Origin of the sequence: Erwinia sp. MYb375, assembly GCF_037479175.1 — a bacterium.
In the GTDB taxonomy this organism is placed as follows: domain Bacteria; phylum Pseudomonadota; class Gammaproteobacteria; order Enterobacterales; family Enterobacteriaceae; genus Erwinia; species Erwinia rhapontici.
In genome coordinates this window covers 563,984-584,728 of sequence record NZ_JBBGZS010000023.1, presented here as the reverse complement: position 1 = coordinate 584,728, position 20,745 = coordinate 563,984, and the positions used below count along the sequence as shown (strand labels likewise).

The 20,745-nt window shown below is 52.8% G+C and carries 22 protein-coding genes and 3 pseudogenes; 5 read left to right on the top strand and 20 right to left on the bottom strand.

Annotated elements, in window-relative coordinates; genetic code table 11:
• From WH279_RS15735 to WH279_RS15725, 3 genes are all read right to left on the bottom strand, one after another.
• Positions 1 to 471, bottom strand: a complete 471-nt coding sequence (locus tag WH279_RS15735; RefSeq protein WP_339457653.1) for a ribonuclease domain-containing protein — start codon at positions 469 to 471, stop codon at positions 1 to 3.
• A gap of 83 nt (positions 472 to 554) precedes the next feature.
• The gene (locus WH279_RS15730) at positions 555 to 1,472 is read right to left on the bottom strand and encodes a sugar ABC transporter substrate-binding protein (RefSeq protein ID WP_200642070.1); all 918 of its coding nucleotides are present in this window, start codon (positions 1,470 to 1,472) and stop codon (positions 555 to 557) included.
• A gap of 1,047 nt (positions 1,473 to 2,519) precedes the next feature.
• On the bottom strand, positions 2,520 to 2,981 hold the full coding sequence (locus WH279_RS15725; protein ID WP_339457652.1) for a fimbrial protein: 462 nt from the start codon (positions 2,979 to 2,981) through the stop codon (positions 2,520 to 2,522).
• Between the two features lie 553 nt (positions 2,982 to 3,534).
• Here WH279_RS15725 and WH279_RS15720 point away from each other — a divergent pair.
• Positions 3,535 to 4,143, top strand: coding sequence for a hypothetical protein (locus WH279_RS15720; RefSeq protein ID WP_339457651.1), 609 nt, complete (start codon positions 3,535 to 3,537; stop codon positions 4,141 to 4,143).
• Here the strand turns inward: WH279_RS15720 and WH279_RS22765 are convergent.
• A complete protein-coding gene (locus tag WH279_RS22765; RefSeq protein ID WP_422718021.1) occupies positions 4,121 to 4,186 on the bottom strand; it encodes a hypothetical protein in 66 nt (21 codons plus the stop codon). The two genes, WH279_RS15720 and WH279_RS22765, sit on opposite strands and share 23 nt — an antisense overlap.
• 223 nt (positions 4,187 to 4,409) lie before the next feature.
• Between WH279_RS22765 and WH279_RS15715 the strand changes: the two genes are divergently transcribed.
• Complete coding sequence (locus WH279_RS15715; RefSeq protein WP_339457650.1) at positions 4,410 to 4,964, top strand: hypothetical protein; 555 nt, start codon at positions 4,410 to 4,412, stop codon at positions 4,962 to 4,964.
• Positions 4,965 to 4,998: 34 nt separating this feature from the next.
• On the opposite strand, the pseudogene WH279_RS22760 reads toward WH279_RS15715, so the two are convergent.
• Positions 4,999 to 5,233 (bottom strand): annotated as a pseudogene (locus tag WH279_RS22760) (DUF2213 domain-containing protein); the annotation flags it as partial.
• A 64-nt stretch (positions 5,234 to 5,297) separates the two neighbouring features.
• Here WH279_RS22760 and WH279_RS15705 point away from each other — a divergent pair.
• Complete coding sequence (locus WH279_RS15705; RefSeq protein WP_339457649.1) at positions 5,298 to 5,714, top strand: hypothetical protein; 417 nt, start codon at positions 5,298 to 5,300, stop codon at positions 5,712 to 5,714.
• 185 nt (positions 5,715 to 5,899) lie between these two features.
• On the opposite strand, the pseudogene WH279_RS22755 reads toward WH279_RS15705, so the two are convergent.
• From WH279_RS22755 to WH279_RS15655, 11 genes and pseudogenes are all read right to left on the bottom strand, one after another.
• Positions 5,900 to 6,025 (bottom strand): annotated as a pseudogene (locus WH279_RS22755) (hypothetical protein); the annotation flags it as partial.
• Positions 6,026 to 6,098: 73 nt separating this feature from the next.
• Positions 6,099 to 7,055, bottom strand: a complete 957-nt coding sequence (locus tag WH279_RS15700) for an AEC family transporter (protein ID WP_339457648.1) — start codon at positions 7,053 to 7,055, stop codon at positions 6,099 to 6,101.
• A 57-nt stretch (positions 7,056 to 7,112) separates the two neighbouring features.
• The gene (locus WH279_RS15695; RefSeq protein ID WP_200642078.1) at positions 7,113 to 8,132 is read right to left on the bottom strand and encodes an AI-2E family transporter; all 1,020 of its coding nucleotides are present in this window, start codon (positions 8,130 to 8,132) and stop codon (positions 7,113 to 7,115) included.
• A gap of 74 nt (positions 8,133 to 8,206) precedes the next feature.
• Positions 8,207 to 8,839, bottom strand: coding sequence for a methionine ABC transporter permease (locus tag WH279_RS15690; protein ID WP_339458733.1), 633 nt, complete (start codon positions 8,837 to 8,839; stop codon positions 8,207 to 8,209).
• A 23-nt stretch (positions 8,840 to 8,862) separates the two neighbouring features.
• On the bottom strand, positions 8,863 to 9,654 hold the full coding sequence (locus WH279_RS15685; RefSeq protein ID WP_339457647.1) for a methionine ABC transporter ATP-binding protein: 792 nt from the start codon (positions 9,652 to 9,654) through the stop codon (positions 8,863 to 8,865).
• A 1-nt stretch (position 9,655) separates the two neighbouring features.
• Positions 9,656 to 10,405, bottom strand: a pseudogene (locus tag WH279_RS15680) (MetQ/NlpA family ABC transporter substrate-binding protein); the annotation flags it as partial.
• A gap of 71 nt (positions 10,406 to 10,476) precedes the next feature.
• Positions 10,477 to 11,508, bottom strand: a complete 1,032-nt coding sequence (locus WH279_RS15675; protein WP_339457645.1) for an isopenicillin N synthase family dioxygenase — start codon at positions 11,506 to 11,508, stop codon at positions 10,477 to 10,479.
• 335 nt (positions 11,509 to 11,843) lie between these two features.
• Complete coding sequence (locus tag WH279_RS15670; protein ID WP_133844997.1) at positions 11,844 to 12,188, bottom strand: helix-turn-helix domain-containing protein; 345 nt, start codon at positions 12,186 to 12,188, stop codon at positions 11,844 to 11,846.
• A 239-nt stretch (positions 12,189 to 12,427) separates the two neighbouring features.
• Positions 12,428 to 12,883, bottom strand: a complete 456-nt coding sequence (locus WH279_RS15665) for an RrF2 family transcriptional regulator (RefSeq protein ID WP_200642081.1) — start codon at positions 12,881 to 12,883, stop codon at positions 12,428 to 12,430.
• 206 nt (positions 12,884 to 13,089) lie between these two features.
• Positions 13,090 to 13,965, bottom strand: coding sequence for an NAD(P)-dependent oxidoreductase (locus WH279_RS15660; RefSeq protein ID WP_339457644.1), 876 nt, complete (start codon positions 13,963 to 13,965; stop codon positions 13,090 to 13,092).
• Between the two features lie 62 nt (positions 13,966 to 14,027).
• The gene (locus tag WH279_RS15655) at positions 14,028 to 14,882 is read right to left on the bottom strand and encodes a helix-turn-helix transcriptional regulator (protein ID WP_212814304.1); all 855 of its coding nucleotides are present in this window, start codon (positions 14,880 to 14,882) and stop codon (positions 14,028 to 14,030) included.
• 116 nt (positions 14,883 to 14,998) lie between these two features.
• Between WH279_RS15655 and WH279_RS15650 the strand changes: the two genes are divergently transcribed.
• Positions 14,999 to 16,417: an MFS transporter gene (locus WH279_RS15650; protein ID WP_339457643.1), complete on the top strand. Its 1,419-nt coding sequence runs from the start codon at positions 14,999 to 15,001 to the stop codon at positions 16,415 to 16,417.
• A gap of 93 nt (positions 16,418 to 16,510) precedes the next feature.
• On the opposite strand, the gene WH279_RS15645 is transcribed toward WH279_RS15650, so the two are convergent.
• Positions 16,511 to 16,687 (bottom strand): hypothetical protein, encoded by a 177-nt coding sequence (locus WH279_RS15645; RefSeq protein ID WP_159337159.1) that lies wholly within the window; start codon positions 16,685 to 16,687, stop codon positions 16,511 to 16,513.
• Between the two features lie 154 nt (positions 16,688 to 16,841).
• Positions 16,842 to 17,765, bottom strand: coding sequence for a glutaminase B (gene glsB, locus WH279_RS15640; RefSeq protein WP_339457642.1), 924 nt, complete (start codon positions 17,763 to 17,765; stop codon positions 16,842 to 16,844).
• Between the two features lie 277 nt (positions 17,766 to 18,042).
• On the opposite strand from glsB, the gene WH279_RS15635 reads away from it, so the two are divergent.
• A complete protein-coding gene (locus WH279_RS15635; protein WP_339457641.1) occupies positions 18,043 to 19,227 on the top strand; it encodes a sugar transporter in 1,185 nt (394 codons plus the stop codon).
• 64 nt (positions 19,228 to 19,291) lie between these two features.
• Here WH279_RS15635 and licT read toward each other — a convergent pair whose 3' ends face one another.
• Together licT and WH279_RS15625 are read right to left on the bottom strand one after the other, a co-directional pair.
• Entirely contained in the window at positions 19,292 to 20,155 is an 864-nt protein-coding gene (gene licT / locus WH279_RS15630; protein WP_200642087.1) for a BglG family transcription antiterminator LicT, read from the bottom strand.
• Between the two features lie 172 nt (positions 20,156 to 20,327).
• Positions 20,328 to 20,651, bottom strand: a complete 324-nt coding sequence (locus tag WH279_RS15625; RefSeq protein WP_200642161.1) for a hypothetical protein — start codon at positions 20,649 to 20,651, stop codon at positions 20,328 to 20,330.
• Positions 20,652 to 20,745: the final 94 nt, after the last annotated feature.

The following is a 20,745-nucleotide window of genomic DNA, read 5'->3' as shown; positions in this document are numbered from 1 at the left end:
TCAGTTCACCTGCTCAAAGTGACGGTAGTGGTCGCGGGTCACATAGATCAGGCCATCGCTGGAATAAAGCATGCGATCCGTTCCGCGCCGCCCGCACTGATAGTTAACGTCAGCCTCAAACCAGCGCCGCCCGTTTTTCTCCGGCAAGCCCCCTTCACGATTACTGAAACGATCGCCCCCGATGGCCCGGCCTGGCAGCACGTCACACAGATTGCCTTTGGACGGATCCCAGCCCTGACGCCGCGCATCCCCTTTGCGGATGTAATAGTCCGGGAGTCGCTGGTGCTGATGCAGATAGTCCGCCACGTGCTGTTGCTGCGTCAGCGCGCTGATGTCGTTGCTGCTGTTCTGCTGGCGGGATACGGGTTGCTCATGGCGGGTGGCAGGCGCACGCGACTCGCCCTGCTGACGCAGAACGGCGTAGCTGGCGACGATCGCCAAGATAGCGGAAATAATGAGTTTTTTATTCATTTGAGCATTTTAGCAAAACGAGGATGCGGGGCGAGGGGAAAAATGCACAGCGGCCTTGTTCTCAGGGCCGCTGGCAGAAAAGATTACTTCTCTTCGTACTTTTTCATATTGTCCGGGGTGACCAGCTCAAACGGGATCCAGTGATAAGAATCGAGTTTTTCGCCTTTGATCATGCGCTGGGCTACGTCCACTGAGGCTTTGCCCTGGCCTACTGCGTCCTGGAATACGGTGACCTGCATTTTACCGGAAGACATCGCTTTCAGGCCGTCCGGCGTGGCATCGATACCGCCCACCAGTACTTTGCTGTCTTTTTTACCGGACTGTTGCAGCGCCATAATGGCACCAATCGCCATTTCATCATTGTTGGCGGCCACGATATCGATCTCTTCACCGTTGGTGATCCAGCTCAGCATCAGGTCCATCCCTTCGCTACGCGAGTAGTTGGCGCTCTGCTTCTGCACTACTTTCATTTTCGGGTACTTTGCCACCACCTGTTCAACGTCTTTGGTACGTTGCAGCGCACCTGCATCGCTGAGGTTACCGATCATCACGCCCACTTTGCCCTGATAGTTAGCCAGACGCGCCAGCTCTTCCATCTGCAAGGTGCCTGACTGTTTCTCATCAGAACCAACAAACACCACACCCGGCGGCAGCGTTTTATCACCTGGTGTGCGGTTAACATACACCAGCGGCACTTTGGCCTGGCTGACCAGTTTGGTCATCGCCGGGGTGCCCGCCGAGTTAACCGGGTCAACGATAATCGCATCCACACCGGCACTGATAAAACTCTGAACCTGATCGGTCTGACGCCCTACGTCGCCGCGCGCATCTTCAAACTGTACGGTGATCCCACGTGCCTTCGCTTCTTTGTCGATGGCCTGGCGAATAATGGTCAGGAAGTTCTGGTCGAAGTAGGCCATTGAGACACCAATGGTTTCAGCCAGTGCAGAAGTGGAGCAGCTCAACGCCGCAACCAGCAGCAGTTTTTTCATATGTTTCATTATTATTCTCCAGAGGCAGCAAGATATTCGCGCGGGTTAATGAAATGCAATAACCACCTTTAGAGGATAATGAAATAAATGATTTATCAGCAATCAAAATTTAACGAAACCATAACATCCGTCACGCTTTAGCGTTTAGTGGCAGGTCTCGTAGTTGGCATAGTGGTGGGTTAAGAAAAAATTATATTTTTCATTCTTACTGGCGCTTTTTTGACCTAAGGCTATTCTTAGCCCGGGATCATTGCTGGTTCCGTTAATGGTGCAGATTATACCGCCCGGCGAAAGCCGGGTTTTTTATGGCTGACGATCGTGGAGGGTTCCTCTGCATGACCGATTCACACCAGGCCGAACAGCATATTATGCCAGATCCGAAATTACTCCCCTCGGAGAACGCGAGACATGGCATGGCAGTTACAGTATGTTTATGCTATTGATTGTCGGATGTTTGTACGAACAGCAGCATAAAATAAAATTACAGCATGAAAGCCTGTTTAACACTTCAGCATCTGCACCACACATGGCAGGATAACGCGTTAAGGATCCCCGGTCATTTGTGGCTGACAGTCTGGTTTCAGGTCTGAGGCCAGTTTGAGCACGCCGGAACGGCAACTGCCGCATCCATGCGGGCCTCGGCACGCGACGTCCTGTCGCGTGACGTCCGGCTTACCTCAAACTGGCCCCATCCCCGCAGAGCAGTTGCTCGCTGTGGATTTTAAAACCGCCACGACAATGCGATTTATCATAGAGGTCGATCTTTTTTTCCGATCGCTCCGTGTTGATGGTATATGCCACTGGCAAACCGAAAGAACTTAGCCTGTACAGGTTTATGCCTGTCATATTTTATGGGATACCTCAGGTAGGCCCCTCTCAACACAGGATGTCGTCGCCATGAACAAGAAAATTATCACGATCGTCGTGATTGGAATGGGTTTGGTTGCCTGGTACTTCGGGGCCGAACTGCAGGAATACATCAGAGAAGGGTTTGCGCCTCCACAGTAACAACTCAGCCCCGGACGATGCCGGGGCTGACCTTTAGCTCACTTACTATCAGATGTACGCCAGGGTGAAGACGGCATTGGCGGCAAGAGGTCCTGCCATCACAGGAACGTGTGTGGCAATCAGGCTGGATGTGAACCTGATCACGTTCGGGCCTGGGTAGACTGGATAGTCGCGTGCTTCGTTTATTGGCACAATATTGCCGTCATCGTCTTGCAACTGAACCCCCACCGTGGGATTGGTTGTACCGATAACCCCATCGATGACGTCGGAGGCAACGCCGTTGAAAGTAATACTCACTTTTTGCGCATCCGGGTTATTAAACCGTATTTCAAATATCACGCCTGAGGCCGTTTCATCCACCATAGAGAAAAGGCTTTCACTCACCTGCCCCATATCCACATTAATATCTGATCGCCCCGGCTCGGCCGACTCAATAGCACGACGCACGAGTGGCAGGGTCATTGACTCACTGATAACTTTTGCTTTGAAATTAACAATTCCGTTAGACATAAGAACTCCTTTAATACACTGTTAATAAAATTAATTGTATTTACCTGGTTATCACTCAGCGCTGATGACGCCTTGCCACTATATCACCACGTGGTGAGTAATTGTGCGATGACGGGTTGTTGTGTAGGGGATGGCAGTTTCTTGATGAAGGTAGAGATCCTCCGATATACTGCCTGGCAGAGCTGGGGATATGTTGAACCATAGGAACTATTTAAGCGACTCGCTGCAAGAAGATGTGCATTACCTGTAAAAGGAAAGGCCAGAGTCATGACATCATCACCAGATAGAGCAGCCGGTTAAAAACTTCCCTGGTGCTACAGAAAATATGCGCATGGGCAGTGTGATTATCGATGGTATAAAGAACACGATACTTGTAACTGTTCAGAATGCGGTTACTATATCACCAGCGTCAGTGCCGTCAATAATTTACGACAAATTCTTCCCCACCTTCCACTTAGGTGTCCGTCATTTGTCTTCTTTATCTCCGCAGGTCTATCAAGTAGAATTTAATGCTTAATATCCTTTCTATTTGATGAATCACTTAAAGGAACATATGAATATTTTTATATTTCAGAAGCTTTTTGATAACAAGTCAGTACATAAAGCGCTGATCGCCTCAACTGAATGTAAAGATGATATTGGTGTCGCATTAAGACTTCATTTGATCACAGAAAATTTCCTTGAAGCCTTCATTTGTGCATCTATTGGAAAAGAAAATCTATTTGATCCCAAACCAGATACAGGCAGGCCATTTAAACTAAATTACTTTAAAAAACTTGAATTAGCTGAGAGGCTTGGGTTACCCATGCAATCGTTTAGAGTGCTCGATAAATTTAACGGCCTGAGAAATAATCTTGCTCACAAAATAACAATTGAAGCCATCAATAAAAATTTAATAGCATCTCTTGCAGACTTGGTACGTAATATGGATAATGACTCTGACTTACATCTCGATGATGAGTGTGCAGAGTTTTTTAATGCAAATGGTACTAGCAAAGGTTTTTTCTCCTTTAAGTCAAAAGAGACTCCTAATAGAATTAAGCTTATAATTATTATTAGCTCATTCATTCGACGTACGATCTCTAAATGCATCGGTTTTTATCAGCTTCATACGCACATGGAATTTTGTCATACAAAGACTAGTTCAAGCACTGCTCTTTGATGTACTGCTGCAATCCGACGATCATCTTTGTGCTGGTTTCGATTCGCTGTCTGAAGGTAAAATAATCCCGTTTAGTGTATCAGTAAGTCGTGGGCTGGTAGCACCATCCACGCAGACGGTGCCGATGGTACATTACTTCGAGCTTACGTTGCCCTCCTTTCGGCCAGCAATAAATCTGACTGTAGCCGTCAGAGGTTATCTGAGTTACGTATGGTATTATTAAAGTCAGAGAACTTAGATATTTACTTTTGTAGAGATGAACATAAATGTTTGGCTGGCGTAAAAAAAAGCATGAAAATAACTATATTAAGTCATTGCTTAATATTCCTGATCATCCTCCTGAATGGCATCCCTGTGTAGAGATTGCCGTCGGGGGATTAACAGAGATCGGTTTTTCTCAGCGATATAATCACCTGTTGTTGGTCATATCTTCCTCAGGACGAGGAGTATTCAACTGCATTACTGGCGAAAAGGTTGCCAGAGATTTTGAAGAATATGGGGACTGGTACGATCCCATCAATCTCACATGCAATGGCATAGGGCCATTAGCTGGTGAAAAGATCTCCATTGCTGGCCAATGTGGTGGCGGATTACCAATGTATAATCATTACGGTGAAACATTGGAACGAGTATCACCAGAATGGCCTCTTGAAGTCTTAATCTGGTGCCCACCAAATAAAGATGCATTGTGCCAAGGTCATCAGGAAGGATGTTTCAAACTCATTTCCGACTATTTCCGTTGCACAGGATTTTCCTGGGATGGTGATTTCATCATTTCTGCGACCAGTAGTGATATTACGCTCTGTTACAGAAAAGCATAGGGGTGGTGGCCTTGTTGTCACTCCCCTTAGCGTTATCCTCAGCGTGGAGGACAGTGACTGTCATGCCCTCGAAAGAGGCCAGCGTTTCCGGGCTGAATACTTCGTCAGCTTTACGCTCACCGACGATTTCACAATATGCATCTTGGCAGGTCGCGTGCGCTTACAGCTGCGAGCCGATACGGGCAATAGGCACGTCTTTGCTGGGCAATGAGCCGTCACCGACGTCGGTACCGCGTTTCGCCCAGGCGGCGACTAAAAAGATATTTCATAGCTTTATTAAATCTAAAATAAAGGTTATAAATGTTTTTTTCAAAAAAGATAACGGATGATTACATGTTTATTAAAAAATATATAAATTCGATTATTAGCGATAAGGTTTCGTTAACCTCAGCCTTTATAAGCGTTTTGTTTTTGTGGGCATTTTTTTATCTTAGACTCAATGAGTTATCTGAAAAAATAACTTACCTAAATGCAATTTATTGCGCCCTTGCAGTCATAGGATTAATGGTAGATAGATTTATAAAAGGATACCTTAATGAAGTGCAATCAAAGACAGTAGCATTTGCATTCACAGTCACTCCGTTGGCTGCTGCCTTGATTGACATCCTGCTTTACACACCAACCTGGAAAAATTCCTATTCCGCAACGCTATTAATAATTGTAGTGTCATGGTTATGCGTATGGTTAGCTATGTATCTAATAATCTACAGCTGGCCAAGTAAAAAGAAGAGTTCTCATGAAATTAAATAACTACTTCAGCATAACAGCGAGAATTTTCCAGAGTAATTGACCTGCCCGACAGGTGTGTTCTGCACAATATGGCGGAGTTCAGCGCTGATGCACTGGCTCTGCTACCACAACTGTTTGCCGTTTTTGCCGTCCCATCTTCACTTTAAAGTCACTCTCCACCCGGTGCGCCTCTGCCACTGTATTTTTCAGCGCATCTATGCGCTCCAGGACACTATCGTTTGAGCCATCGTAGCGACCATCGACGATGTCCCCATAGCTCGCACTATCCTTCGTAGGCTACCGACTTTCCGTTTGCGGTTTAGTGAATCCAAGGTATCGGTACCCAGACCTGTTTGGGCCCTAAAAACAAATCAATGACCGATAAACGGGGTTAAGAATAGAAACTCACCCATAGACCACACCCATCACCAACATAAACAGCGGTGTGGTTAGCGCAGAGAACAGCGTGGTCAACAGCATGCTCGTCGCCGCAGGCCCCGTCAGCGCGTTAAACTGCTGCGACATTAAATACACGTTCACGCCCACGGCCATGGAGGCCAGCAGTACCACCACTTTACTTTCCATCGGCGGCAGCCCAATCATCCAGGCCAGGCCCCACACGACCAGGGGTTGCACGATCAGCTTAATGGCGCTCAGCGCATAGCTGATGGCCAGCCCCTCTTTAATCCGGTAACCCGCCAGGCTCATGCCCAGTGCCACCAGCGCCAGCGGCACAGCGATCTGGCCCAGCATGGTCACGGGCTGATCAACGAAGACAGGCAGCGGCAGCCCGGTCAGGCTGAATAAGGTGCCGGAAAGGATGCCGATAATCAGGGGATTTTTCAGTACGCTGAGCGCGGTATTGCCGAAGCCCTTCAGGTTGAGCGCCCCGTGCCTGAACCACTCCACCGAAACGGTGGCCAGCGTCCAGAGAATTAAGCCGTTAAACACCAGCACCAGCGCAACGGAGGGGATCGCCTCGTCACCCAGCATCACGCGGGCGATGGGCAGGCCCAGCAGCACGTTATTGGAGAAAATCCCGCCGAGGGCAAACACCGATCCGGCTACGCCATCCAGCTTAAACACCTTAGATGCCACCACCCGGCCAATGATAAACACCAGCAGGCAGCCGCCGAAAAAGGCAATCAGCAGGCGGGCATCCACCGGCGGCCCATCACTGAAGTCGCACATCAGGCGAAACAGCATGGCAGGCAGCGCCACGCGGAACACCAGCCGGTTAATGGCGGTGGTGATACTCTCCGGCCACTGACGCCAGCGCACCAGCAGCCATCCCAGAGCGATCAGCACAAACAGCGGCATGGAAATAAAGATCTGATGAAGCAGCGTGGTCAATAACGACATGGATTATCCGTCAGGGCCGGGAAGTTTCCCGGCCAGCATAGCGCAAGTAAAATAGCCCTAAATCAGTCTGCTGGCACGCAGCTCCGCTTTCAGGTAGGCGTAATAGACCGGGGCGGCCACCACGCCAGCCAGGCCAAAGGCCGATTCAAACACCAGCATCGCTAACAGGATCTCCCAGGTTTTGGCGCTGATGCGGCTGCCAAAAATCCGCGCGTTGATAAAGTATTCCAGCTTGTGGATCAGCACGAGGTAAATCAGGGCAATCAGCGCGGCTTCCAGCGAGATAGAAAGACCGATCAGCACAATCACCGTATTGGAAATCAGATTACCGATAATCGGCAGCAGCCCGGCGATAAAGGTCAGCACCACGACGGTTTTAGCAAATGGGAAATGCAGGCCAAACATCGGCAACACGCCGAACAGGAAACCGCAGGTCAGGATGGTATTGACCAGCGACACTTTAATCTGTGCAAACACCACATTGTGAAACGCCGCCGCCAGGGTGGTTAAGCGGTCCAGCATTGCCTGCTTCAGCGGCGCCTCAGGGCGGATGCCGCTGCTGGTGCGCAGCGAGATGATCGCGCCCAGCAGCATGCCAATCAGCATGGTGGCAAAGGTATGTGCCGCACTGCGGCCAAAGGTCTGCACCACCACCAGATGTTCACGCAGCCATGTCACTACCTGGTTCTGCAGTTCATCGATGTCCGAAGGCAGATAGCGCGTAATCACGGGCGACAGCGTGTGCTGGGCATCCTCCAGCAGCTTAGTGGCTGTGGCGTGGAAAGCGGCAGGGTTCTGGAAGTCATGCAAGAGGAAGCCGATCAGCTTGGTAATGCCGGTGACCAGCGAAAGAATAATCACCACGCTAAGAAACATAATGCTGATCCAGCGGGCAATCGGCCCTTTCACCAGACGTTCCACTAAGGGCGTCAGGGCCAGAATGGTTTCATAAACGATAAAGCCGGCAAGAAAACAGGGCAACAAACGCAGCGGGAAGATGGCGAACAGCGCAATAAAAATCAGGCCGTAGCTGGTGACCTGGCATAATTGCGCCCGATTAACGTTCCGTATTTCCATGACCAATCCTGTCTGAAGGAAAAAAATGAAGCGAATTCAGACAGTATACTATGCGGCCGTTAGATTTTGCTGAATTAACGGCGATAAGCCAGCCGTCGCACCAGGCGATCGCCCACCATCTGTACGGCCTGCACCAGCAGGATCAAAACGACCACGGTGCCAATCATCACTGGCTGATTAAAACGCTGGTAACCGTAGCGGATAGCCAGATCCCCTAACCCGCCGCCGCCAATCACGCCTGCCATCGAAGAGAAACCAATCAGCATCACCAGCGTCAGCGTCATGCCTGCCAGCAGCGCGGGTAACGCTTCCGGCAACAGAACTTTGCTGACCACATGCCAGCCGCTACCGCCCATTGACACGATGGCTTCAATCCGTCCTTTATTCACCTCATCCAGCGCATTTTCGACGATGCGGGCAAAAAACGGGATGGCACCAATGGTGATAGGTACGACAGCCGCACTGCTGCCCAGCGTGGTCCCGACAATGATGCGCGTCAGCGGGATCAGCGCAATCAGCAGCACCACAAACGGCAGTGAACGACCGACGTTAACCACCGCACCCAGCAGCGTATTCAGGCGCGGCAGCGGCAGAATACCGTCGTGACGGCCGATCTTCAGCAGCACGCCAAGCGGCAGGCCGATCAGGAATGTAAACAGCCCGGCCAGCGCCACCATATACAGGGTTTCCAGCGTGGCTGCCGACATCAGTTCCCACAGCTCATTCAGGTCTAGGCTACCGCGCACAGATCACCTCCGTGGATGCCATGACGTTGCAGGAAACGGTGTTCTGCCTGCGGATCGTGCAGCAATGCTTTACGCAGTACCGAGTCCGGCTGACGCAGGAGCGTGCTCAGCGCCCCGCTCTCAACGATCTTACCGCCCTCCAGCAGCGCAGCACGATCGCAAATCGCTTTCACCACCTCCAGCTGATGGGTGATCATTACAATAGTCAGGCCAAACTGCTGATTAATCTGTTGTAACAGCGCCAGCACAGATGCCGTGGTCTCCACGTCCAGGGCGCTTGTCGCTTCATCGCAGAGCAGATATCCCGGCTGTGCTGCCAGCGCCCGCGCAATACCGACCCGCTGCTGCTGACCACCGGAAAGCTGAGTAGGAAACGCATTCGCTTTATCACTCAACCCGACTAAATCCAGCAGCTCTGCCACGCGTGCCCGCCGCTGTGAGGCTTTCACCCCGGCAATTTCCAGCGGTACGGCCACATTACCCGCCACGCTGCGCGAGTGCAGCAGATTGAAATGCTGAAAAATCATGCCACTGCGCTGCCGCTGCTGGCGCAAGGCGGCCTGACTCAGGCGGGTAATGTCCTGTCCATCGACCAGTACCCGACCGGCGTCGGGGCGTTCAAGCAGATTAAGACAGCGGATCAGGGTACTTTTCCCCGCCCCGCTGCGGCCGAGAATGCCGAATATCGAACCATCGGGGATGGTCAGCGAGACATTATCCAGCGCCGGGCGCTGGTCTGGGCTGTAGCGCCGGGTGACATTCTCGATATCAATCATATTATTTCCCTGCGACCGGGATCACCGAGCCTTTATAAGTCTGCTGAATAAACTCAGCGACCTGCTTCGACTCCAGATCTTTCGCCAGCTGTTTGATGCGCGGATCGTTCGCCAGTTTGGGTGTGGTAACCAGGATATTCGCATATGGGTTATTTTTAGCGCTTTCCAGGCCCAGAGCGTCTTTTGCCGGGTTCAGCCCTGCTTCCAGCGCATAGTTACCATTGATGATCGCCAGGTCGACATCATCCAGTGAACGTGGGATCTGTGGCGATTCCACTTCAAGAATTTTCAGGTTTTTCGGGTTAGTCGCGATATCTTTCGGCGTTGCCTGGTTTTTTGCCGGATCGTTGAAGCCTGGTTTCAGGGTGATCAGCCCCTCGCTTTGCAGCAGGTAAAGTGCACGGCTCAGGTTGGTGACGTTGTTCGGAACCGCCACCGTCCCTTTGTTCGGCACGTCTTTCAGGTTTTTCACTTTATGTGAATAGATGCCGAGCGGCTCAATGTGCACCGTGGCGGCCACGGTAAAGGTCTGCCCCAGCGCTTTTTCCTGATCGCGCAGATACGGCACGTGCTGGAAATAGTTGGCATCGACATCGCCATGCGCCAGCAGTTCGTTGGCGTTGACGCCGCTGGTCAGTTCAATAATGTTGAGATCGAGTGACGGGTCAATTTTCTTCACATAGTTAAGAATTTCAGCGTGCGGCACGGCATCAGCCGCGATGCGTAGCGCCTCCGCCGCCTGAGCGGAAAAAGCCAGTGTCATGGATAACGCGATCCCTGCCAGAGAAAATGGAGCATGTTTGATCATTGCAGTTCCTTTGATTAAGCGGTGTGTTGAGGTTGTTGTTGTTGTAATTCCTGATACCAGCGGGCTGCGACATCCGGATGGGAGCGCAACCGGCCTTTCAGATAGTTCCAGCCGACGTCACGCAGCAGCGGGTTGAGCGGATCGCTCGCCGGGCCTTGTGCGAGGCGGGCAATCTCTTCCGGCAGCGTGAAAACAGGCACTACGGCATCCAACTGTGCACCAAGGAAAAAGGCAATCGACAGACGGTCCTGCCCGTTGGGCGGGGATTCCACGCGGTGGACGGTAGCGCGCAGATAGCCGTTGCTGGCCAGCTCAAGCAGTTCGCCGATATTGACCACAAAAGCCCCCTGCAAAGGCAGAGCATCCACCCAGCGATCCGGCTCCACTTCCACCTGTAAACCGCGCTGCTGGTCCTGCAACAGGAAGCTGAGGAAGCCAGAATCTTTGTGTGCGCCCACGCCCTGACTGGTGGTTTCTGGCGTCTGTCCGGGGTAACGGATCAGCTTGATATGTTCGTTAGGTTTTTCGCCGTACAGCGGGTCGAAGGCATCCGGGGCCAGCTCAAGTGCCTGAGCGAAAGCGCGCAGCAGTCGCTGAGACATGGCGGTCATCTCCTGCTGCCAGTGCAGTAGCGTGGGCTTCAGTTCCGGCAGGGCTTCCGGCCACAGGTTCGGTCCCTGCAGGCGCTTCCAGCCTGCTTCACCCGATTGCAGCGCCAGCGCCGGACGTTCGGCACCGATATCAAACTGCTCACGCCAGTCAGGCTGGCTGCGCGTCAGTTCCGATCCCGCGCGGTTATAGCCGCGAAAATGCGGGGAATGGATCATCGATACCTGCTGCTTGTCGTCGTCCGACAGGGCGAAAAACTGACGTGACAACTGCTGTACCTTCGCCGACAGTGCTGCATCAACGCCGTGGTTGATCAGGTAGAAAAAACCGACATCGCGCGCGGAGCGGCTGAGTTTTTGTAAAAACGCCTGCTGCTGTTCGGCATCGCCATCAAGCTGTGAGAAGTCGAGGATCGGTAGTGAGGTGATCTGGGTCATGGTTGCTCCGTAACGGGTTCAGGACGCGCGGCGAAGGGCGCTGCCCTTCTCCTTATTGCTGTCTTATAAGAACAATATTCCGTGTTTTGAGCTGGCGGTAAAATATCAATATTGGCAATGGTTTATACATAGATGGATAACATCAATCTGCAATGCTGAATGCGTGATTGTTATTTTCGTCAGCGACGATCATCTGAAGGTGGCGGCAGAAATGAGGGGGGGGAAATCGGGACTGGGCGGTATTTGCAGTGGGCACAAAGCTGGGCAACCTGGGGAAAGTGAGTCATGTGAGCGGACAAACTGTTGTCCGCTCACCTGTCAGGGGGATGCTGCTATCAGGCTGCGTGGGCCGCAATCTGAACCTGACGACGCCATGCGCCCGGCGATTGACCGAACTGACGTTTGAAGCTGCGGTTAAACGACTGCTGAGAATCAAACCCAAAACTGATAGCCACATCCAGAATCGGCTCACCGCCCCTTGCGAGACGTTCAGCGGATTTTTTCAGGCGGCGTTCACGAATATATTCACCCAGCGCGTGGCCGGTATGCTGTTTAAACATACGTTGCAGGTGCCATTTTGAATAACCGGCACGGGCAGAAACGGTGTCTAAATCCATTTTCCCTTCAATGTGTGTGTCGATCCACTTTACGAGATCGTTAATAAAATCATCATGGCTCATCGGAAATCCCCTGATTTGTTGGTCACTATTTATAGATGAATGTTGATGGTGAATGCTAAAGAGCAACTATCACGAATGCATTTAATTACGGTAAGGCAGCCATCCCTTTAATGCAAGTTTTATTGTTGCATTAAGTGCGATCGTAAGTGCCACTGAGGATCGTTAATCACGGTTTTTAGGAAATGAGAAAGAGAGAAATGTCCCCCGCACGCGGTGAGTACAGGGGCTTGAGAGGATGCTCAGGAGGCGCAGCGCTGATCCGGATTGATGCAGTCGCGCTGCAGGATGTCACGCAGCGCATCAGCGACCGTGCGTTTGGCCAAAACATTGAGGGACGCCTGCTCCGCTTCTCTTGCCAGTTCTTTGAAATACCAGCAGGCATTTGCGCTAACCACGCACAGCGCCGGAACGTCCGGGCGCCCTGCCATCAACGGTTTATCTTCAATCACTGACGTATAAATTTCGCACAGCGTGATGCGATCGGCCGGGCGACCAAGACGGATCGTCCCGCAACGGCCAAGCGTCGAGATAATAATGCCGTCACGCGTCAGCGGCACCATCATTTTGCGCACAAAACTCGGGTTGGCATCTAAACCATCGGCGAGAATTTTACTGGTGCAACGTTGCCCCTCGCCATCCGCTTTGGCGATACACAACACCATTTGTAATGCGGTGGGAAAGCGAATATCAAGCATGATGTGATCCTTGCTTTTTTCTGTTCATCTGGAAACGAATCACTGCAATAAAAGCATTAAAAATCAGTCAACTATAAAACATATCAGTTTATTAATATAACAAACTTTGACACATTTATGAAGCACCCGGCTAAGCACTATGGGCTATTGACCATATCATGATGATTTGCAGGGATTTATACACGGCGTCCTGCCCGCCTGTCAGATTACTTTTTATGCTGCTCATGCAGGTAACGATAGACCACAGACAGATCTTTATCGCCATAGCCGGCATCGACGGCACCCTGCCACTGGGTGGCAATGGTTTGCAGCCCAGGCATCGGTCGGTCGCCCGCCGCCTCCAGCGCCAGCCTTGCGTCCTTCAGCGCCCAGGTGAGCTGCATCTGTGCCGGGTATTCCCCTGCGGCGATCATCGCCAGCTTGCCTTTCACATAGGGTGCCGCCAGCGGGCCGCCCTCCAGTACCTGCCAGAAATCATCCGGGGTGAAGCCAAACTGTTGCGCCAGCTGAGTACTCTCCGCCACGCCCTGCATCACGGAAACCAGCCAGGCGTTCGCCACCAGTTTCATTTTTGATCCCGCACCCGCTTCACCCAGCCATTTTGCGCCTTTGGAAATCGCTGCAAACACCGGTTCAATGGCGGCAGCACGCTGACGATCGCCGCTGACCAGCACCAGTATCTGTGCCTGCTCTGCGGGGGCTTTGGTCCCGGATACCGGGGCATCCAGCAGCACCACATCCGGGCGCTGTTGGTGAATGCTGTCAATCAACTGCTGTGTGGCGTCAACGCCGATGGTGCCCATCTGGCACAGTACCGCACCCGGTTTCAGCACCGGCAGGATCTGCGCACAGGTCTTCAGTGTGGTGGCACCATCCGAAAGCATCACGATGATCACCTGCGCATCCGCCACCGCCTGTTCCGGGGTATCACACAGCACCAGCCCGTCTGCCGTCAGATCCTCACCACGTGCGCGCGTGCGGTTCCAGCCGGAAACGTGAAATGATTTTTTCAGCAGATTAGCCGCAAAAGCGTGGCCCATGGCGCCCAGTCCGAGCACCGCGACCGAAGGGTGTTGATTCATAGTCACTTCCTGTCCTTGTCCTGTTTCAGGATTGACTCAGGAATACCTGAGCCTTGAGAGAGTCAATCGGTGATTTTCTTGAGTGCCGCCGCGCTCTGTTCATCATTGGGAATGTACACCAACAGACGGTCGCCGTTGCGCGGTGCAGACCACCAGTTATTCTGCCGCAGCGTGATAATGCCCACATCCGGATGGTAAAAGCGCTTTACATGATTGTCGATGGCGCGGATCTCGTAGCGCTGCCACATGGCGCGAAATTCCTCGGATTCGGACAACAGGCGTTCCAGTAATTCCTGCCAACGCGGGTCGTCGAGGTGTTCTCCCATTTGAGTACGAAACAGCGCCACCATATGCGGCATCAGCTGTTCCTGATCGGCAACCGCCTGCCGCCATTGCGGATGGGTGAATGCCAGCAGAATACAGTTACGGTCTTCTGGCGCGATGCTCTCCAGGTCGACATTCATCAGGCGGCACCATGCCGGGTTGTAACCGAGAATATCGAAGCGCGGCGTCTGGATAATGGCCGGTAGTGGGTTGAGGTGGTCGAGGAGGATCTGCCCATGCGCCGAGACCTTGGCACAGGTTTTCGCTGCGGCAGTGGCCGGCATGGGATGCCCGGCCAGCCGGTATAGGTGCTGCGTCTCGGCTTCGTTACACTGTAACGCAGTGGCAATTGCGGCCAGGGTTTTCGGCGAGGGTTTTATCTCACGCCCCTGCTCAAGCCAGGTGTACCAGGTCACGCCCACGTCCGCCAGCTGAGCCACCTCTTCACGGCGTAAGCCCGGGGTGCGACGTGAGCGATGGTGCGGCATTCCCAGCCGCGCCGGATCAATGCTTTCACGACGACTGCGTAAAAATGTGGCCAGCAGCTGACGGTTTTTTTCACTGCTGCTCAGCGACAGCGGGATCTCACTCATAGGGGGCACTCCACTCAGACAGGTAGTGCGGGTACTATGATAATCAAGCACTGGTACCCGTTTAATATTTCACTGATGCTATGCCCGGATACTGATTAACACAAGGGTTACGCATCATGAAAAGCGGTTTTGATTCCACCACTCTCGGCCACAGCGGTTTGATAGTGCTGTTAGCGGGTCAGTTGTTACCGATGATTGATTTTTCTATTGTCAATGTGGCGCTCGACGCCATGTCCACCACGCTGCACGCCAGCCCTATCCAACTGGAGCTGATCGTCGCGATCTACGGCATCGCCTTTGCCGTCAGTCTGGCGATGGGAAGCCGGCTCGGCGATAACTTTGGCCGCCGCCGCATCTTCTGCATCGGCGTCGTGGTGTTTGCCATCGCTTCCCTGCTGTGCGGCATCACTCCGGATGTGTGGACATTATTACTGGCACGCGCTCTACAGGGGATTGGTGCAGCGCTGATCGTGCCGCAGATCTTAGCGACCCTGCATGTCACGTTGCACGGACGCGAACATTCACGGGCGCTCGGTTTATACGGCGGCATTGGCGGCATGGCCTTTATCATTGGTCAGGTTTTGGGTGGTTTTCTGATTAACGCCAATCTCGGCGGTTACGGCTGGCGCAGTGTGTTTCTGATTAATATTCCCATCTGCCTGCTGGTTTTACTGATGGCACCCCGCACCATTCCTGAAACGAAAAAGCCGCAGCGCGTAGCCATCGACTGGGCTGGAACGCTGTATCTGGCCGGAAGTATTGGCTGCCTGCTGGTCGCCCTGGCGTTAGGCCCGCTGCTGCACTGGTCATGGCCCTGTATTGCCCTGCTCGCTGCTTTCCCCCTGCTCCTGAAACGCCTGTGGCAGGTAGAAGAGCGCATTGAGCAACAGGGCGGCGCCCCACTGCTGCCGCCAGCGCTGATGCGGTTGTACAGCGTGCGTTTCGGCTTATCGATTGCCGTGCTGTTTTTCTCCTGCTGGAGCGGCTTCATGTTTGTGGTGGCACTGACGCTGCAATCGGGACTGGGTCTGAACGCCTTCCAGTCAGGTAATGCCTTTATTGCTCTCGGTGTGGCCTACTTTATCGGTTCATTACTGTCGACGCGGATTGTCGAGCGGCTGGGCAAAGTCAACACGCTGCTGATCGGCTGCCTGGTGCAGATGACAGGACTGCTTGCGCTGATGCTGACGTTCAACATGGACTGGCCGCAGATTGGGGTGAGAAGCCTGATCCCGGCGACGATACTGGTTGGCTTTGGGCAATCGTTTATCGTCAGCTGTTTCTTCCGCATTGGTCTGGCTGAGGTATCGAAAGATCATGCTGGTGCAGGCAGTGCAATGCTGTCGACAGTGCAGCAGGCTGCGTTCGGTCTGGGCCCGATGCTACTGGGCACCGTGTTCAGTCAGGCGCTGCACATTAAGGGTAATTACCAGCATGCGGTGCTGACTGCGCTGGCAGCAGAATGGCTGATTATGCTGTTACTGGTGGTGCGGACGTTGATGTCACGGCGCAGAATGGCAACACAGCCAGGCTGACGCAGCAGCGCTATTAACACGGACAAATCGAATGAGGGTCAGGAGCCCGACCCCACCGTTACAGCGGTGTCGGGCGATCTTCACAAAAGGGGGTTAACATGCGACGAACTGGGCCTCAACCTGTTGAGTCGGTCTAAAACGCAGACGATTGCCGCTCATGGTCCAGACTTCCACACTCTGTGGCGTGGAACGGATCATAGCCAGTTTGACCAGCGCGCCAAACTGGCGCAATTGATGATTAAGCGTTAACTGCCGTGCCTGAATAGTCATACCTATCCTCTCAGGTTCATGGATTGCTGTGTGGAGCGTTGTGTTATTTCGCTGCGAAAAATATTAGCAATTCATGCTAAACCGGTCGTTGACCACGATCAATCATTGATTACGCCATGTGATTAATCGCTGTTGAAGTGTACCTGCTCCGGCATCAAAATATCGACCGGCCAATACGCTCCGCCAGCAGCTCCAGCGCGGCTGTTCCGGCCAGCGAGTTGCCTGAACCATCCAGCTCCGGCGACCATACGGCGATGCTCATTTCCCCCGGCACCACCGCAACAATACCTCCACCGACGCCCGATTTACCCGGCATGCCAACGCGCCAGGCAAATTCGCCCGCGCCATCGTACATACCACTGGTGACCATTAACGCATTGATCTGTCGCGTCTGTTTCGGCGTCAGCAGCGGTTCCTCCTGCCCCAGACCTTTGCCATGGTTAGCAAGATAAAGGAAGCAGCGCGCCAGTTCGACGCAGCTCAGTGTCATTGAGCAGTAATGAAAATAGGTTTGCAGTACCTTCGGTACATCATTGTCGAAATTACCGAAAGACTTCATCAGCCAGGCAATAGCGGCATTGCGCGCGGAATGGTCATATTCCGAACGCGCCACATGGCGATCATAGGCAATGTCCGGCTCCTGGGTCAGGCTTCTGACCACCTCCAGCATACGCTGACGCGGCGCGGTAAGGCGGGTTTCCAGCATGTCACACACGACCAGCGCGCCGGCATTGATAAACGGATTTCGCGGTTTGCCCTGCTCCAACTCCAGCTGCAGCAGCGAGTTGAACGGCTGACCGGAGGGTTCTTTGCCGACCCGCTGCCAGATTTCACTGTCCTGATAACGCGTCAGCGCCAGCGTCAGTGACAGCACTTTGGAGATCGACTGGATGGAGAAACGCTCCTGCGCATCGCCCGCCTGATAGACGGTGCCGTCAAGCATACAGACCGCAATACCCAGACGGTCAGCAGGCACCTCGGCCAGAGCCGGAATGTAGTCAGCCACCTTTCCCTGACCAATCAATGGCCGGACCTGCTGCAGGATGTCCGTCAACAATGCATTATCCAGAACGCTCACGTATACCTTTCCTCTGCTACTGCCTGATGGGTTGAATTACTGCGCGATTCTGCGGCCTGGCCGCATTGGCGTCAAACATTGATGCAGATAAACGTTCAGACACTTTTACACAGGGAAATAAGACCTCGTCATAACCCCGGCTTATATAAAAATTCTGATTTACAATTTTATTGATTTTTTTATTTCATCTGGCGAATAAATAAAAGACAATATCCCCACGTTATTCTTTGACCTGTTCTTTTCGGGTTAACATTCCTTCAACACATCGCTAACTTCAATGCAATCAACTACTGTTTCCCGTAAGACCGCATGGCTACGCGTGGTCATGCTCGCTATTGCTGCGTTTATTTTCAATACCACGGAGTTTGTTCCTGTGGGCCTGCTGTCAGATATCGGTAGCAGTTTTTCCATGCAGACGGCGCAGGTCGGCCTGATGCTCACGATTTATGCGTGGGTGGTGGCGCTGATGTCACTGCCAATGATGTTGCTGACGCGTAATGTCGAGCGTCGCCTGTTGTTGATTGTGATTTTTGTACTGTTTATTGCCAGCCATGCTCTCTCTTCGGTGGCGTGGGACTTCACGACGCTGGTGGCCTCACGCATTGGTATTGCCTTTTCACATGCGATTTTCTGGTCAATTACCGCCTCACTGGCGATCCGCGTAGCCCCTCCGGGGAAAAAGACCCAGGCACTGAGTATGCTGGCCACGGGCACCGCGCTGGCAATGGTTTTAGGCTTGCCGATTGGCCGCATGATTGGCCAGTTGCTGGGCTGGCGCATCACGTTTGCGGTGATTGGTGTAGTGGCGCTGGTGACTATGCTGTTGCTGGTCAAACTGTTACCGAAGCTGCCAAGTGAACATACCGGTTCGTTGAAAAGCGTTCCTATGCTGTTTCGTCGCCCGGCGCTGGTCGCGCTGTATCTTCTGATTGCAGTCACGGTAACGGCGCACTACACCGCGTACAGTTATATTGAGCCGTTTATTCAGAGTGTGGCGTCACTGAGTGGCGGTTTCACCACGTTCCTGCTGTTAATTTTCGGCGCAGCGGGCATTGTGGGAAGTATTCTGTTCAGCATTTACGGCAATAAATATCCGGCAACCTTTTTGCTCGGCGCGATTGCATTAATTACCCTGTCGATGCTGTCACTGTATGTGGCTGCCACCCACACGCTGGCGATTTCCACGCTGTGTATTATCTGGGGCATGGCGATGATGGTGATTGGTCTGGCCGTGCAGGTGCGCGTGCTGGCTCTGGCACCGGATGCGACCGATGTGGCGATGTCGCTGCTGTCCGGGATCTACAATATTGGTATCGGCGCGGGTGCGCTACTGGGCAATCAGGTGAGTCTCCACCTGAATATGGCGAACGTCGGCTACGTCGGCGGTGCCATCGGGCTGCTTTCGCTGTTGTGGTGTGCCATCAGCATGAAGCGTTATCCGCAGTTGCGCCTCAACGGTTGACCGGTGGCGGTCAGGATCGGGTGTTATGCCCGCTCCTGACCGCGTCACGCTCAAACGAAAAACATCATGCCTCGTCCTGGCTCTCCCCCAACGCCAGCGTCTCTTTTCTGACCCGCTCAATGTGAATCGTTAAAAACATCCGCTCCTCACTGCCCAGCGTATATTCGTAATTTTTCATCACATGACGGTCAATTTTCTCAACGCACTTATACGCATCAGGATAACGGTCGCGGACCACGTCATGCAGCGATTCATCGTCGCTATAGACACCGCGTTTCCCCAGCATACGCTGAGAGAAGAATTTCAGGTGGGTCACAAAACGGTTGTAACTCAGCGAATCGGTCTGGTAATCCAGCTGCAGCTGATACTTAACAATATGCAGGATTTCCTGCATAAATTTGGTGATATGCATCACCGCAGGCATCTCGCTACCCAGTTGGGCATTGACCAGATGCAGAGCAATAAACCCCGCCTCATCCTCAGGTAAGCGCGCCTTTAAGCGCTTTTCAATGATATCCAGTGCCGCCAGCCCGACCGCATACTCTTTCGGATAAAGGCTGCGAATTTCCCACTGCAACACATTGCGGATCGGCAGATTTTGCTGATGACGGGTCAGCGCAAAATTGACGTGATCGGTCAGCGCAATCGCCAGGCTTTCGTGCAACGCGCAGGACAACTGCTCGCGTGCCAGCGCGATAATGCACTCGCTGGCAATCACCACTTCCAGCGGAATTTCGGACAAGAGTTCGCTCAGGCGCCCGGTCAGCTCCCGACTTTTGAGGGCAAAGGTTTTTTCAACCAGCGTTGGGTCCAGATCGTCGCCACTGCGTTTTTTAAACGCCAGCCCGCGCCCCATTACCACCTGTTCATGACCCTGTTCGTCATGAACGATGACCACATTATTATTCAGAACTTTTGCTATTTTCATTTCCCTGCCTGAAACAAAAAAACCTGACCGCCGGATAGACTCCAGCGGCCAGGTTTTGCCTGCATAAATGCAGTAACAATCCAGTGATGAATACGATAAGGGATTATACGCGCGTCTCAAGCACCAGGCTGCCAATCTGTGACAGATCTCCCGGTTTGTTACCATTTGTATCTTAACTGGCGCGCGAACACTTCGCTGCGGCCAGCTGTTGTAACTGTTGTTCGCGCTCTGTCGCCTGCTTCTGCGCCTGATGTTTCGCAATACCGTTGCCAATACCGAAGTCCATGGCGGCACCGACCACCGTCAACGCGTCAAACTCCCCTGTTTTATCGATATCCTGCTGGACCTTTTGTTGTTCAGCAAGTTGCTGCTGTACGCCCTGGCAATCCAGCTGATCGGCCTGCACGGCGCTGACCGGGGGAGAATCAGGATATTGCTTCAAAGCGCAGCCACTGAGCAACAGCGAGAGTACCAGCAGAGGGGTCAGTTTCATCATCATTACCGTTTCAGACAGAATGGTAACATTGTGCACGTAACGTGCGCGATTCAATAGCGGAAGCAGCAGCGTTAACTGCTGCTTTTCGTGGGTA

Coding starts and splice junctions, on each gene's coding strand:
- WH279_RS15735 (WP_339457653.1), bottom strand. CDS start 471: ATGAATAAAAAACTCATTATTTCCGCTATCTTGGCGATCGTCGCCAGC.
- WH279_RS15730 (WP_200642070.1), bottom strand. CDS start 1,472: ATGAAACATATGAAAAAACTGCTGCTGGTTGCGGCGTTGAGCTGCTCC.
- WH279_RS15725 (WP_339457652.1), bottom strand. CDS start 2,981: ATGTCTAACGGAATTGTTAATTTCAAAGCAAAAGTTATCAGTGAGTCA.
- WH279_RS15720 (WP_339457651.1), top strand. CDS start 3,535: ATGAATATTTTTATATTTCAGAAGCTTTTTGATAACAAGTCAGTACAT.
- WH279_RS15715 (WP_339457650.1), top strand. CDS start 4,410: ATGTTTGGCTGGCGTAAAAAAAAGCATGAAAATAACTATATTAAGTCA.
- WH279_RS15705 (WP_339457649.1), top strand. CDS start 5,298: ATGTTTATTAAAAAATATATAAATTCGATTATTAGCGATAAGGTTTCG.
- WH279_RS15700 (WP_339457648.1), bottom strand. CDS start 7,055: ATGTCGTTATTGACCACGCTGCTTCATCAGATCTTTATTTCCATGCCG.
- WH279_RS15695 (WP_200642078.1), bottom strand. CDS start 8,132: ATGGAAATACGGAACGTTAATCGGGCGCAATTATGCCAGGTCACCAGC.
- WH279_RS15690 (WP_339458733.1), bottom strand. CDS start 8,839: ATGTCGGCAGCCACGCTGGAAACCCTGTATATGGTGGCGCTGGCCGGG.
- WH279_RS15685 (WP_339457647.1), bottom strand. CDS start 9,654: ATGATTGATATCGAGAATGTCACCCGGCGCTACAGCCCAGACCAGCGC.
- WH279_RS15675 (WP_339457645.1), bottom strand. CDS start 11,508: ATGACCCAGATCACCTCACTACCGATCCTCGACTTCTCACAGCTTGAT.
- WH279_RS15670 (WP_133844997.1), bottom strand. CDS start 12,188: ATGAGCCATGATGATTTTATTAACGATCTCGTAAAGTGGATCGACACA.
- WH279_RS15665 (WP_200642081.1), bottom strand. CDS start 12,883: ATGCTTGATATTCGCTTTCCCACCGCATTACAAATGGTGTTGTGTATC.
- WH279_RS15660 (WP_339457644.1), bottom strand. CDS start 13,965: ATGAATCAACACCCTTCGGTCGCGGTGCTCGGACTGGGCGCCATGGGC.
- WH279_RS15655 (WP_212814304.1), bottom strand. CDS start 14,882: ATGAGTGAGATCCCGCTGTCGCTGAGCAGCAGTGAAAAAAACCGTCAG.
- WH279_RS15650 (WP_339457643.1), top strand. CDS start 14,999: ATGAAAAGCGGTTTTGATTCCACCACTCTCGGCCACAGCGGTTTGATA.
- WH279_RS15645 (WP_159337159.1), bottom strand. CDS start 16,687: ATGACTATTCAGGCACGGCAGTTAACGCTTAATCATCAATTGCGCCAG.
- WH279_RS15635 (WP_339457641.1), top strand. CDS start 18,043: ATGCAATCAACTACTGTTTCCCGTAAGACCGCATGGCTACGCGTGGTC.
- licT (WP_200642087.1), bottom strand. CDS start 20,155: ATGAAAATAGCAAAAGTTCTGAATAATAATGTGGTCATCGTTCATGAC.
- WH279_RS15625 (WP_200642161.1), bottom strand. CDS start 20,651: ATGATGAAACTGACCCCTCTGCTGGTACTCTCGCTGTTGCTCAGTGGC.